The organism is Burkholderia sp. Bp9143 (assembly GCF_003853645.1).
GTDB lineage: Bacteria > Pseudomonadota > Gammaproteobacteria > Burkholderiales > Burkholderiaceae > Burkholderia.
On record NZ_QTPO01000016.1, the window covers coordinates 1 to 14,368 of the forward strand.

Here is a 14,368-nt window from a genome sequence, read left to right on the forward strand (position 1 = left end):
GGTGTCGAAACCGGCGCCACCGTCGAATACTCGATCGATGGCGGTCATACCTGGAACACCAGTTTCAACGCCGTCGAAGGGATGAACGACGTCCAGGTCCGGCAAACCGACATCGCAGGCAACATCTCAGATCCGACTTCGTTCAGCTTCACGCTCGATACGGCGGCCGCTGCGCCCAGTGTCGCGCTCACCACCGACTCCGGCAGCAGCGCCACCGACCACATCACCAACGTCGGCACGCTCAATTTGACCGGTGTCGAAACCGGTGCCAGCGTGCAGTACAGCGTCGATGGCGGCTCGCATTGGAGTACAAGCTTCAGCGCCGTCGAAGGGCTGAACAACGTGCAGGTTCGCCAGATCGACGTCGCGGGTAACACCTCGTCGGCCACGTCGTTCAGCTTCACGCTCGATACGTCGGCCGCTGCACCCAGCGTCGCGTTGACGACCGACTCCGGCAGCAGCGCCACCGACCACGTCACCAATGTTGGCACGCTCAACGTCACCGGCATCGAAACCGGCGCCACCGTGCAGTACAGCGTCGATGGCGGCTCGCATTGGAACACGAACTTCAGCGCCGTCGATGGGTTGAACAACGTGCAAGTCCGGCAGATCGACGTCGCGGGCAACACCTCGTCGGCCACGTCGTTCAGCTTCACGCTCGACACCTCGGCCGCCGCGCCCAGCGTTGCGTTGACGACCGACTCCGGCAGCAGCGCCACCGACCACGTCACCAACGTCGGCACGCTCAATGTGACCAGTGTCGAAACCGGCGCCACCGTGCAGTACAGCATCGATGGCGGATCGCATTGGAACACGAGCTTCAGCGCCGTCGAAGGGTTGAACAACGTGCAAGTCCGTCAGATCGACGTCGCGGGCAACACCTCGTCGGCCACGTCGTTCAGCTTCACGCTCGATACGTCGGCCGCTGCACCCAGCGTCGCGTTGACGACCGACTCCGGCAGCAGCGCCACCGACCACATCACCAACGTCGGCACCTTGAACCTCACCGGTGTCGAAACCGGCGCCACCGTGCAATACAGCATCGACAACGATTCACACTGGAACACGAGCTTCAGTGCGGTCGAAGGGTTGAACAACGTGCAGGTCCGGCAGATCGACGTCGCGGGCAACACCTCGTCGGCCTCGTCGTTCAGCTTCACGCTCGATACGTCGGCCGCTGCACCCAGCGTTGCGCTGACGACCGACTCCGGCAGCAGCGCCACCGACCACATCACCAACGTCGGCACCTTGAACCTCACCGGCATCGAAACCGGCGCCACCGTGCAGTACAGCATCGACAACGGTTCACACTGGAGCACAAGCTTCAGTGCCGTCGAAGGGCTGAACAACGTGCAAGTTCGCCAGATCGACGTCGCGGGCAACACCTCGTCGGCCACGTCGTTCAGTTTCACGCTCGACACCTCGGCCGCCGCGCCCAGCGTCGCGCTGACGACCGACTCCGGCAGCAGCGCAACCGACCACATCACCAACGTCGGCACACTCAACGTCTCAGGCATCGAAACCGGCGCCACCGTGCAATACAGCATCGACAACGGCGCACACTGGAACACCACATTCAGCGCCGTCGAAGGCGTGAACAACGTGCAAGTCCGTCAGATCGACATCGCGGGCAATATCTCGAACGCCACGAGCTTGAGTTTCGCGCTCGACACAACCGCGCCGTCGACGCTGTCATGGCAGTTCACCGGCCACACACTGACCGCCACCACCGACACGTCGAATGTATGGAAAGTCCTGGTCCACGACAACACGACCAACGCCGATTACACCGCAACGCAACAAACCGCCGGAACCTGGACCGTCTCGCAACAGAGCCTCAATCTCAACAAGGACTCCGTCACCGTGACCGAGTGGGACACCGCGGGCAACTCGCGCTCGTCCACACATGTGGCGCCCGCCGGGGTCGCCGGATCCGAGATCAACCTGGCGCTCGCCGATCCGTCCGGCCACGCGTCCGATCTCGCGGTGACGATCGCCGGCATCCCGTCCGGCTGGACGCTGAATGCCGGCACCGACCTCGGCAACGGCGCATGGCTCGTGCCGACGAATGACCTCGGCGCGCTCACCGTCACGCCGCCCACCTCCTTCACCGGCGCCACCGTGCTCACGGTGACCGAAACGTGGACCGCCGCGGACGGCAGTCACGCAGCCGCCACGATCACGGACAACGTCGAAGCATACGCGGCCAACGCACCGATCTTCGCGTGGTCGGGCGACGACCAGCTGACGGGATCCGCCGGCCACGACCTGTTCGTCTTCTCGCAGCCGATCGGCAACGACACGCTGCACACGTTCGACCTCGCCGCCGACAAGATCGATCTCGTGGGCTTCACGGGCATCGCGAGCTTCAGCGACGTCCAGACGCACCTGGCAGACGACGCCAACGGCAATGCGGTGCTCACGCTGGGCGACGGCGCCACCATCACGGTGACGGGCGTTCATTCGGCCGACCTCACCAGCGACAACTTCGTGTTCGACCAGGAACCGGTCGTGCAGAACGCCGGCATCATGACAGTGAACGACGGCGCGATGCTGCCGATCGGCGGAACCGTGGAGAACACGGGAACGATCGCACTCGGCTCGACCGGCGACATCACCCGGTTCGAAATCCTCGCGAAAAGCGCGACCCTGGAAGGCGGCGGGCACGTGACACTGTCCGACGACAGCCACAACGTCGTGTTCGGCAGCACGCCGGATGCAACGCTCGTGAACGTCGACAACACGATCTCGGGTTCCGGACAGCTCGGCGCCGGCCAACTGACGCTCGTCAACGAAGGAACGATCGTCGCCGACGGCGCCAACGCGCTCGTCATCGACACGGGCGCGCACGCCGTCGCCAACGCCGGCACGCTCGAGGCGACGGGCGGCGGCGGCCTCGTGATCGAAAGCGCGGTGACCAATACGGGCAACCTGTGGGCCAACAACGGCAACCTGACGATCCACGGCGACGTGACGGGCGCCGGAAGCGCGACGATCAGCGGCGCCGCAACGCTGGAGTTCGGCGGTGCGTCCGCGGAAAACACGACGTTCGCCGATGGTGCCGCGGGGACACTCAAGCTGGATCAGTCCGCCGGCTTCACCGGTACGGTTAGCGGCTTCGGCGCCGGCGACTCGCTCGACCTGACCGACGTTCTGTTCGGCGATCACACGACGCTGAGCTTCACGGCCAACGACGCGGGAACGGGCGGCACGCTGACGGTCAGCGACGGCGTCCACACCGCCCAGGTCGCGCTTCAGGGCAATCTGTCGGGCGGCAGCTTCCAGCTCGCGCACGATCAGGGCAGCGGCACCGTGGTCACTTACGTCCCGCCGCCGCTGCCGCACGTACAGGATGTTTGAGCCGATCATGAACAAGAAGCGTCCTCTGCTTGCACTGCTCGCATTCGCGTCGGCGCTCGCGGGCACCGCCGCGCCCGCCACCGCGCAAAGTCTGCAGGAAGCGGTCGAGAAGGCGATCCGGACCAACCCCGAGGTCCTTGCCACGACATACAACCGCGAAGCGGCGGATCAGGGACTGAAGCAGGCGCGGGCCGGCTACCTGCCCCGCGTGGACGTCGACGCATCGATCGGCAAGGAGCAGCGCGACGATGTCGAAACGCGTCTGCTCGGGCTGAACCGGACGACGTTCACGCACCGGACGGCCAACGTGACGTTGTCGCAAATGCTGTTCGACGGTTTCGCGGTCAGGAGCGAAGTGGCGCGGCAACGGGCACGCATCGACTCATCCGCGAATCGCGTCGCGTCCACGTCGGAGGATGTGGCGCTACGCGTGGTGGGCGCGTACCTGGAAGTCCTGCGGCGCCAGGAAACGGTCGCCGCCGCCACCGACAATCTGGAATCCCATCGCCGGATCCACGATCAGATCAAGCTGCGCAGCGACCGCGGCGTCGGCCGGCGCGCCGACCTGTACCAAGCGGAAAGCCGGCTGGCGCTCGCCCAGGACAACTTGCGGTCCGAGCAAAGCAACCTGAAAGACGCCGAAGTGGCCTACGCGCGGCTGGTGGGCGTGCCGCCTGATGTGCTCGTCAAGCCGGTCGCGCCGGAGGCCGCGCTTCCGCCGACAGAACGACTCGCACTGGATACGGCGCTGGCAAACCACCCGTCCCTCGCGGGCGCCGATGCGGACGTCGCCCAGGCCAATGCGCAATATGACGCGGCGAAGGCCGCACTATGGCCGCGCCTCGACCTGGAGCTCAGCGCGAGCCACGACCGCGACGGCGTGCTCGGCCCGACGAACGACCGCCGCGTGATGCTGCGGCTGCGCTACAACCTGTTCCAGGGCGGCGCCGACAAGGCTCGAATCGGCGAGGCGCATGCGCAGATCCGGGAAGCCGAGGAAGACCGCAACCGCACGCGCCTCGAGATCGCGGAAAGCGAGTCGCACGCCTACAACGCGTACGTCACCGCCCGCGACCGGTTGGTCGTGCTCAAGCAATACATGGATTCAAGCGCGTCGACGCGTGAGGCCTATCAGTTGCAGTTCGGCATCGGTCAACGTTCGCTGCTCGACCTGCTCAACGCCGAGAACGAGTATTACAGTGCCCGCATCGATTACATCAGCGGTCAATATGCGGAAGTGGCGAGCGCGTACCGCGTGTTCGCCGGGATGGGGCAACTGCTCGACACGCTTCACGTCGCGCGGCCGGCGCAGGCATGGGGCGCCGGCGCCGTGCAGCCGGCAATGGCCTTCGACCGGCGCGCATCCGATCCCGGCAAATGACAGGACCCCGGGATTCGGCATTCCGCCCCCGGGGCCCTGTCGTCGCCGAAGTTGCCTGAGGCGTCGGGCATCATCCGCATGCCCGACGCCCCCGACGGTCAACGCACGTCGCGTCGCATCAGAACTGATACCCCGCACCGACCACCGCACCGAAGTCCGACCGCGCATTCCCCGTCACCGACGCCTTGACGACCCAGCGATTGCTCTCCGTCACGTACGAATATCCGGCCGCGAACCCTTGCTGCCCGTGATAGTTCGAGGTCGCCGCCGACACCATCGAGCGCCCGGCCCCCGTCGGCTGCGGCAACCCGGCCACCGCCATCGCCGACGCCACGCCGCCGTATATGTCCTTCTTCAGGTCGCTGAACGCGTTGTACACCTGCCCGATCCGCTGGTCGGTATAGCCCTTCGCCTGCGTCGACGCGGTATTGAGGTTGTCGTTCAGCTGCTGCACGTTCACCGCGTCGGTCGGCGCCGTGCCGGCCGCCACGTTCGTGACCTGACGCTCGCTGCCCTTCGCGCCGACCGAGAACGAGTTGTCGCGATCCGCAACCGAACCCTGGCCGACCGCCACCGCATTCTTGCCGGTTGCCGTCGCCGTCGAGCCGATCGAGCCCGCATCGGCACGCGCGATCCACGTCGCGTTCGCATCGGTTGCCGCCGCGCGGACCTGGTCGTTCGCCGCCGCCGTCTTCAGCGCGTCGTTGAACTGGGCCATGTTGACCGCGTCGTTGGCGTTCACGCCGGCCGCGACACCCGTCAGCACGCGGTCGCCCGCCGTGCCGGAGAAATTCACGCTGGTGCCGCCCGAGTCCTTGCCGACCGTGATCGCGCCGTTCGGGTCCTGTTGCTGCACGAGGCCGGCCTTGCCGTTCGCGATGTTGGTCACGTTGCTCTGCAGGTTCGCGATATCGGTCGTGTTCTTCGACACCTGCTGGTTCGTCGCGTAGAGCTGTGAGCCGTTCACCGCGTCCGTGCTGGTCGCGCCGAGCGTGCCGGCCTTCACGTTGGTGATGCGCGTGCCGCCCGCACCGCCGAGCGTGATCGACCTTTTCGACGCGTCGTCGTACTGAACCGCGAGCGCGCCGAGCTGATCGAGGTTCGACTGCACCGACTTCAGCTGCTTCACGTTCACCGCGTCCGTATCGTCGGTGCCGGCCGCGACGTTCTTCAGCACGACCGCCGCGTTCGGGTTGCCGCCGACCAGCGACACCGAGTTCAGCCGGTTGCCGTTGCCGTCGACGTCGTACTTGACGACGTTCTTCACGGCCTCGCCAGCCTGGTTCGACACCTGCGTGATCTGCTGCTCGAGATCGGACTTCACGCCGTACAACTGGCCGCCGTTCACCGCGTCCGTGCTGCCGGCCGACACGCCGCCTTCCGCGACGTTGGTCACGCGCACCGGCACGCCGCCGTTGCCCGCGCCGAGCGACACCTGCCGCTTGCTTGCATCGTCGTACTTCACGGCGAGCGCGTCGAGCTGGCTCGTGCCGTCGTGGATCGCCGCGTTCAGCTGGTCGACGTTGACCGCATCGGTGCCGTTCTGGCCGGCCGCGAGGTTGCCGATACGCTGCGGCGCGTTGCCGCCGTGGCTGGCGTCGTAGGTGCCGAGGCTCGCATTCCATTGCAGCGCATCCTGCCGCAGCGCCGCGATGTTGCCGGTGTTCGTCGTCACCTGGTCGCCGAGCTTCGTCACGCTGTTGCCGACGTTGGTAATCGACTGGTTGAGCGTATCGGTCGCCTTGCCGAGCTGGCCGACGTTCACCGCATCCGTATCGGCGACACCGGCCGCGACACCGCTGATCGTCGTGCCATTGCTGCCGTCGAGCGCGATCGCGGCATGCGTATCGTCGGTGTATTTGACGACGTTCTGCGTCGCCGCCACGATGCTCGTGCTGAGGCTGTTGCCGACACTGGTCACGCGCTGGTCGACGTTCGCGATCGACGTCGACAGCGTATTGCCGACCGAGGTCACGCGTGCGTCGACGTTGGCGATGCCGGTGCTGAGCGTGCTGTTGACGTTCTTCAGTTGCTGGACGTTGACGGCGTCCGTATCGGCCGCGCCGGCCGCGACGTTCCTGATCTGGCGCTCGTGGCCGAGCGAACCGAACGAGACCGCTCCGCCGACCGGTGCCGCCGTGCCGCCGAACACGGGCGTGCCGCCGTTGTTCGCGCCGACGCTGCCCGAGCCGATCGCGATCTGGTTGTTGTCGTTCGTCTGCGCGCCGGCACCGATCGCGACAGACTGCGTGCCGCCCGCACGGGTCTGGGTCGCGGCATCGTAGGATGCGCCGTTCGACACGCCGTCGCTCGTGGTCGGATTCGCGCCGCCGATCGCGATCGAGCGATCGCCGCTGGCCAGCGCCGAGTGGCCGAGCGCGATCGAACTCGTGCCGTGCGCATCCGCGACATTGCCGAACGCCATCGAGTAATCGCCGATCGCGGCGGACTGGCGGCCCATCGCGAGCGCCGTATTGCCTTGCGCGACGGCCACCGTGCCGATCGCCGTGGCCGAGTTTGCCAGTGCCTGCGCGCCGACGCCGATCGCAATGCCGCCGCCGCTGCCGGAGCCGCCCTGGCTGCCCGCATTCGACTGGTCGCCGATCGCGATGCCGCTGGAGCCGGCCTTCGCATTCGCTCCGGACGTGAAGTTCGTGCTGCTCGTCGCGACGAACGCGCCGCTCTTCGTCGCGACACACAGCGGGTTCGTGCCGTCGATGCATTGCCCGTTCAGCGCGTTGTCCGGGTTGCCGCGATCGACGAAGTTGTCCGCGTGTGCGGCCCCCGCGACCAGCACGCCTGCGCTTGCGAACATGGCGGCGACGAGCGCCGAAATCTGGTTCCTCTGCATTTTTTGCTCCGTTTTGTGACTTTTGGTTTGAATACGGACTACTTACGTTTATTCACAACTTCGACTTCAACTTCAAATTCAGTGCGCGATGCGCTGCCCGTTCCTGGCTGACCTCGCCCGCATCAGCCGCCAGGCGGGTCGACCCTTCGTATCGATAAGGCGTGCGCACGCGCGGGCGCACCGCTCCGTCGACGGTGCGTTCCGTTCATTCGATACAAACCTCAGGAATGCAAAATGACCTTCATGGACGAGTTCGCCCCGGCTGATTCTCGCGAGTCAACCTGCCGTCATCGACATTCCGAATTGGATGTCGCGAGAGCCGCGACCAACCCCGTCTCTTTTATTTCATCTGCCGCACGCAAACGAATTGCTTGCACCACGGCATGCCGGATGTCCCACCTGTCGAATCCATCCGTCATCCAAAGTTCGGACGAATTATGGGACACGCCTCGGCATTAGAGAAGGCGGCATTCTTTATAGATTGCAAAATCCAATATTTTCAATGAGTTGCATTAAAAACACCCGTCGCGCAAACGATTTCTTATTGCCGCACTTAATAAAAATGTTTTCCCGAACGGACGAATACTTTGCCGGAGCGCACCAGGATTAAAATCAATCAAAGAAAAAATCGTAAAAAAGAAAAAGCCAATTCAATGGCGTCACCGATCCGCGTCGGATTAATACAAGCCACCACGCTAGCGAGAATCAAAATATCCCCCTACAATTCCGCTCGCATCGATTCCGGCAGCGGCAATCATCCGCCCCTTTATCGGCTCAGTGATCAAAAGAAACAACGCCGAGTAATGCGCCGTCATACTGCCTGCCGTGCAGCCCGGCGAGTCCGCTTGTCGATGCGAGCGTGCCATGCGTTTTCGCGAAGTCATGTCGCGGCTTCCGACGATTGTCCTGAACCGGAATCGATCGCGCGCAGGAACGCTGCCCGCAGCCCTTCCTGAACAGGTACACGATGTCGCCATCGATCGCCGCATTGAACAATGCCCATATCCTGATCGTCGACGATCAGCCCGAGCAGCTCCGTTTGCTGATCGATATCCTGCGCGGCACCGGATGCCGGATCAGCGTCGCGTTCGACGGCGTGCAGGCCTGCCAGCGCGCACAGGCGCTCGCGCCCGACCTGATTCTGATGGACGTGCGTATGCCACGCATGGACGGGTTCACCGCGTGCCGACGGCTTGCCGCCGATCCACTGACGAGCGCGATCCCGGTCATCTTCCTGACCGTGGCCGGCGAGTTGCACGAGCGGATCGAGGGGCTGGAAATAGGCGGCGTCGACTATGTGGTGAAACCGTTCGAGCCGGCGGAAGTCATCGCACGGATTCGCGTGCAGCTGATGCGGACGAACCGTCCGGCACCAGTGGATGCGCTGGACGCGCCCGCCCCGTTCGCAGCCGGCAAGGACGACGACATCATCGTGCGCGCGGCGATTCGCCATCTGTCGCGTTCGCTGAACAATCCGCCGACGGTCGAGCAACTGGCGCGCGCGGTCGGCACGCATGAGAAGCGGCTGTCGCGCGCGTTTCGCGACAACCTCGGGCAAACGGTATTCGAGTATCTGCGGCACGAGCGCCTGCGGATCGCACAGGATCTGCTGGATTCGACGTCGCTCAGCATGGCGAGCATCGCGAAGGAGATCGGCTTTTCCACGGCGGCGAATTTCGCCACCGCGTTTCGCGAACGGTTCGGCATCACGCCGACCGAATGGCGGCGACAGCGCCATGCAGCCGCGCGTGAGGCCGCCCGGGGACCGCAGCGCGACGCGTAGCCGCGCCGCGCATGGCGGCCGCGGCTACCAGCTGTATTTCGCGCTCGCCAGCACGGTCCGCTCGTTGCCGAACACGCACACGGTGTACGACTGGCAGCCGCTGACGTAGCGCCGGTCGAACAGGTTCGCGACATTCAGCGCGAATCGCCAGTGACGCAGGTCGTAGTGCATCGCGAGGTCGACCAGCGTGGTGCTCGGCACCGTCAGTGAGTTGTCCGGCGCACCGGCCAACGCGCTCTGGTAGCGCACGCCGGCACCGATCCCGAGGCCCGACAGCGCGCCGGTGTGCCAGGTCCAGTCCGTCCACAGCGACGCCATCTGCCGCGGCAGCGGTACCGACACCGGCCAGTGGTTCAGCGATGCATCGTTCGCCTGCACGTTCTTGACGTCCTGATAGACATACGACGCGACGATCGACAGCTCGCGCGTCACCTTCCCGACCGCGCTCAGTTCGATACCGCGCGAACGCACCTTGCCGGTCTGCATCGACGACGTGCCGGTGGGGTCGAGCGTCGGCGGCGTCGGCGTCACGACGTTGGTCTGGTCGATCTGGTAGACGGCCGCGGTGAGCATCAGGTTCCGGCCGGGCGGCTGCCAGCGCAGCCCGGCTTCGGTCTGCTTGCCGCGCGTCGGTTTCGGCAGGCCACCGCCGAACATCCGCACGCCGATCACCGGGTCGAACGACGTCGAATAGCTCACGTACGGCGACAGTCCCGCATCGCCCTGATACGTGAGCCCGACGCGCCCGGAAAACGCACTGACGTCCTGCTGCGTGCCGATGCCGGCCGCCCGGTCGTCGAAGCGCGCGTTCACGCGATCCTCGCGACCACCGAGCGTCAGCGTCCAGCGGTTCCAGCGGATCTGATCCTGTGCGTATGCGCCGAGCGCATTCATCGCCGTGTACTGATCGACATGCCCGAGCGACGTGCGGCCGGAAAAGATCGCGGCCGTCACGGGGCGATAGACCGGGTGGTACAGGTTGAGCGGCGGCGCGAGTGCGAGCCACACGCTGTTGGTCGTCGTCTGCCGGTCGAACTGCAGGCCGAGCAGCAGCGTGTGCTCGAGCGGGCCGGTTGCGAAGCGCGCCTGAGCGCGGTTGTCGATGTCGAGCCGGCTGTAGTTCAACTGGAACAGTCCGGCGAAACGCATCATGTTCGTCGTGCTGCCGGGCATGAAGCCATTGCCGAACACCGTCGCGTCGTCGAGCGACAGGCGCGACCAGCGCACGTCCTGTTGCAGCGTCCACATCGCATTCACGCGGTGCTCGAGCGCGTAGCCGAGCGACCATTGTTTCTTCCGATAGTCGTTGAACGACGGGTCGCCCATGTAGATGTCCTGCGACAGGCGCCCGTTCGGGTTCGGCAGCACCGTGCCCGACGCCGGCAGGAAGTTCGACGAAATGTCGCCATGATCCTGCAGGAACGACGCGGACACGGTCAGCGACGTGTCGGCCGTCGGCCGCCAGCGGAACGACGGCGCCACCGCGACGCGCCGATCGGCGTTCGGCCCGGTCACCGCGTTGCCGTCGCGCGCGACGCCGACGAAGCGGTACGCAACCTTGCCGTCCGGATCGAGCGTGTCGCCGATATCGAGCATGGTCTGCTTGCGTGCATCGTTGCCGATCTGCACGCCGGCTTCGCGGATGCGCTCGCCGTCGGCGAGCTTCGTGCGCGCATCGACGATCGCGCCGGGCTCGCCCGCGCCGTACAGCACCGACGTCGGCCCGCGCAGCACGGCGATCGAGTCGATCGTGTAAGGATCGACGCGCCAGTTCGCGATGACCGCCGTGTTCGGCGCCGGCACGCCGTCGACATACAGCGTCGGCGTGAAGCCGCGCAGCGCCGCATACCAGTCGGTCCGCGTATCGGCGCCGAACGTCGCGAAACCCGGCACGTAGCGCAGTGCCTGGTTCAGGTCGGTCGCGCCGGTCATCTCGACCTGCTGCGCGGTCACGAGGTTGGTCGTCTGCGGGATCCCGGCGACCGGCGTGTCGGTCTTCGTGCCGGTGGTGGTGCGCAATCCGACCAGCCCGAGCGACGCGCGGCCTGCCTGCGCCTGCACGTCGATCGTCGGCAGCATGGTTGCCGCGTCGGCGGGCGGCGACGGCGACGCCGCGTCGTTCGACGCCTGTGCATGCACGCCCCCCGCGGCCGCCATGCATAACGCGCCCCCGGCCGCGAACGCGATTGCGTGTCGCACCGTGCCTGTCTCCGTTCCCATCGTTTCGATACTCTCCGTCGTGCTGTCGCGGCCCTGCCAGCCAGGACATGCGTCATCGCCGGGCCTGTCGCGCACGGGTCGGTGCGCGTCGATCGATTGCGTCGTTTTCGGGCGCGTGAATGATATCGGTCGAAGGCTCGGCGTTCTTTAGAAAAATGCGCACGGGTGCGGTCCGGGCATCGCTGGCGCAAAACGGTTCACCGCGAACCGTGCAACGCGATGTGAAACCCTTTTCATGTCATCTGTCGTATGACAACACGATTAAATAGTGTGAATCAATCGCTTCGTACGCCAGAAGAACCTCCAACCCGCCCACGGGCGACGATCATATCTCGCAAACGTATCAATCGCCATTTTTTCCTCATTCTTAGCATGTTAATAAACAAAATCATTACAATCCGTATCCCCCAAATATGTCGCGCCGATACGAACATGTCATCGAGAAACACCGATCCTTCCGGTACAATCCGCGTCGTCATGCGATGACTGATTTCGCGTGTGCACTGCTTCTTCTCAGCTGGGTCCCGTCACGGAAGGAACGAACGCAATATGAACGACTCGCGGCTTCGGCTTGAATCCGGCGCGCGCATTTCCCGGCGCACGTTCCTTTACAGCATCGGCGCGCTCGCGCTTTCGGCATGCGGCGGCACGGACGCAAGCGAACGCAGCACCGGCACCGCGGTCGCCGCGGCCGGCAACCGAGCGCTCGCGCGCGTGGCGACAGGCACCCCGGCCATTGCCACGAACGACGCGTTCGCGCATCCGGGCCTGCTGCATACCCAAGCGGATTTCGAGCGGATCGCGCAGAAGGTCGCGGCAGCCGCGTCGCCCTGGCTGGACGGCTGGAACACGCTGATCGCGAACAGTCATGCGCAGTTGTCGTGGTCGCCGCGCCCGCAGGCCGTCGTCACGCGCGGCGGCACCGGCGCGCAAAACTATCCGGTGCTGTACAAGGACATCGCGGCCGCCTATGCATGCGCGCTGCGCTGGAAGATCTCGGGCAATACCGCGGTTGCGTACGCGAACAAGGCCGTGCAGATCATGAACGCGTGGTCGTCGACGCTGCAGAACCTCGCCGGCGACACGAACGTCGATCTCGCGGCCGGCATCTATGGCTACGAGTTCGCGAACGCGGGCGAAATCATGCGCACCTATCCCGGCTGGGCCGCGGCCGACTTCGCCGCGTTCCAGGCGATGATGGCCGACAAGTTCTACCCGATCAACGCAGCCTTCCTGAGTCAGCACAACGGCACGGACATCACGCACTACTGGGCCAATTGGGATCTGTGCAACATCGCATCGATGATGGCGATCGGCGTGCTGTGCGACGACCACACGAAGTTCGACGCAGCCGTCAACTACTTCATCGACGGGCCGGGCAACGGCGCGATCGCGCAGGCCGTCTACTACCTGCATCCCGGCCATCTCGGCCAATGGCAGGAGTCGGGCCGCGACCAGGGGCACAACACGCTCGGCATCGCGCTCGGCGGCGCGATCTGCGAAATGGCGTGGAACCAAGGCATCGACCTGTACGGGCACGACAACAACCGCTTCCTCGCGGGCGCCGAATACGTCGCGAAGTCGAACCTCGTGCAGCCGGACGGCACGTTCCTGACGGTGCCGTATGCGCCGTACGCGAACGTCGACGTCACGCAGGCGCAGTTCTCGACCGCCAGCCAGGGGACGATCCGTCCGTGCTGGGCGCTCGTCTACAACCACTACGTGAACCGCAAGGGGCTGGCCGCACCGTGGTCCGCGAAGTTCGCCCGCGCGATTCAGCCCGAAGGCGGCGGCGGCAACTACGGCGAAACGAGCGGCGGCTACGATCAGCTCGGCTACGGCACGCTGACCTGCACGCGCGATCCCGTTGCGCCTGCAACCGCACCGAGCGGGCTGACCGCGTGGCCGGCTGCCGGACAGGTCGTGCTGTCGTGGTGGGGCGTCGCGAACACGGCGAGCTACAACGTGAAGCGTGCCGCCAGCGCCGGCGGGCCGTACACGACCGTCGCGACCGGCATCGTCGATCCGCTGACGTACACGGACAATCCCGCGGCAGGCGTCTGGCACTACGTGATCAGTGCGCAGGGCGCATCGGGCGAATCCGAGCATTCGGCGGAAGTCGTCGCATCGACGGCACTGCAGCTGCATACGCGGCTGTCGTTCGACGAGACGAGCGGCACGAGCGCCGCGGACGCGAGCGGCAACGGTCACGCGGGCACGCTCGTCGGCGGCGCATCGCGCGTAACGGGCAAGCTTGGCAACGCTGTCTCGCTCGACGGCGCCAGCGGCTACGTCGCGCTGCCGAACGACATCGTCGCCGACGTATCGGATTTCACGATCGCCGCGTGGGTCAACTGGCGCGGCGGGCAAACGTGGGCACGCATCTTCGATTTCGGCTCGGGCACCGGACGCTATCTGTTCGTCACGCCGAAGGGCCCACGCGGGACGATGCGCTTCGCGATCACGACCAACGGCGGACATGGCGAGCGCGCAGTCGACGGCAACGCCGCCCTACCGGCCGGACAATGGGCGCACGTCGCGGTCACGCTGTCGGCCGCGACCGCGACGCTTTATCTGAACGGCGACGCGATCGGCTCGGCAAGCGACGTCATCTTCGCGCCCTGGCGGATCGGGAAAACCGCACAGAACTGGATCGGACGTTCGCAGTATCCGGGCGACCCGTTCTTCAACGGCGCGATCGACGACTTCCGCATCCATCGCGGCGCGATGTCGGCCGAACAGGTGAAGGCGCTCGCGCAGGGCGCGTGATGCG

The 14,368-nt window shown here is 65.6% G+C and carries 7 protein-coding genes; 4 read left to right on the forward strand and 3 right to left on the reverse strand.

What is annotated here, in order from left to right:
* On the forward strand, positions 1-3,360 hold a 3,360-nt coding region (locus DIE23_RS14205; RefSeq protein WP_260436062.1), incomplete at its 5' end, for an Ig-like domain-containing protein.
* Positions 3,361-3,367: 7 nt separating this feature from the next.
* A complete protein-coding gene (locus tag DIE23_RS14210; protein ID WP_124612698.1) occupies positions 3,368-4,741 on the forward strand; it encodes a TolC family outer membrane protein in 1,374 nt (457 codons plus the stop codon).
* A gap of 118 nt (positions 4,742-4,859) precedes the next feature.
* Here DIE23_RS14210 and DIE23_RS14215 read toward each other — a convergent pair whose 3' ends face one another.
* Both DIE23_RS14215 and DIE23_RS39525 read right to left on the reverse strand, forming a co-directional pair.
* A complete protein-coding gene (locus DIE23_RS14215) occupies positions 4,860-7,592 on the reverse strand; it encodes a YadA-like family protein (protein WP_124612699.1) in 2,733 nt (910 codons plus the stop codon).
* Positions 7,593-8,366: 774 nt separating this feature from the next.
* Positions 8,367-8,588, reverse strand: a complete 222-nt coding sequence (locus DIE23_RS39525) for a hypothetical protein (protein WP_185646452.1) — start codon at positions 8,586-8,588, stop codon at positions 8,367-8,369.
* Here DIE23_RS39525 and DIE23_RS14220 point away from each other — a divergent pair.
* Positions 8,560-9,375: a response regulator gene (locus DIE23_RS14220; RefSeq protein ID WP_124612700.1), complete on the forward strand. Its 816-nt coding sequence runs from the start codon at positions 8,560-8,562 to the stop codon at positions 9,373-9,375. The genes DIE23_RS39525 and DIE23_RS14220 overlap by 29 nt on opposite strands.
* A 24-nt stretch (positions 9,376-9,399) precedes the next feature.
* Here the strand turns inward: DIE23_RS14220 and DIE23_RS14225 are convergent, their stop codons facing one another.
* Positions 9,400-11,595 carry a TonB-dependent siderophore receptor gene (locus DIE23_RS14225; protein ID WP_124612701.1) on the reverse strand — a complete coding sequence of 732 codons (2,196 nt, stop codon included), beginning with the start codon at positions 11,593-11,595 and terminating at the stop codon, positions 9,400-9,402.
* Between the two features lie 549 nt (positions 11,596-12,144).
* Between DIE23_RS14225 and DIE23_RS14230 the strand changes: the two genes are divergently transcribed.
* Complete coding sequence (locus tag DIE23_RS14230) at positions 12,145-14,364, forward strand: LamG-like jellyroll fold domain-containing protein (RefSeq protein ID WP_124612702.1); 2,220 nt, start codon at positions 12,145-12,147, stop codon at positions 14,362-14,364.
* Positions 14,365-14,368 lie beyond the last annotated feature (4 nt).

Excerpts from the sequence above, each read along its gene's own strand:
- DIE23_RS14210 (WP_124612698.1), top strand. The coding sequence starts at position 3,368 with ATGAACAAGAAGCGTCCTCTGCTTGCACTGCTCGCATTCGCGTCGGCG.
- DIE23_RS14215 (WP_124612699.1), bottom strand. The coding sequence starts at position 7,592 with ATGCAGAGGAACCAGATTTCGGCGCTCGTCGCCGCCATGTTCGCAAGC.
- DIE23_RS14220 (WP_124612700.1), top strand. The coding sequence starts at position 8,560 with ATGTCGCCATCGATCGCCGCATTGAACAATGCCCATATCCTGATCGTC.
- DIE23_RS14225 (WP_124612701.1), bottom strand. The coding sequence starts at position 11,595 with ATGGGAACGGAGACAGGCACGGTGCGACACGCAATCGCGTTCGCGGCC.
- DIE23_RS14230 (WP_124612702.1), top strand. The coding sequence starts at position 12,145 with ATGAACGACTCGCGGCTTCGGCTTGAATCCGGCGCGCGCATTTCCCGG.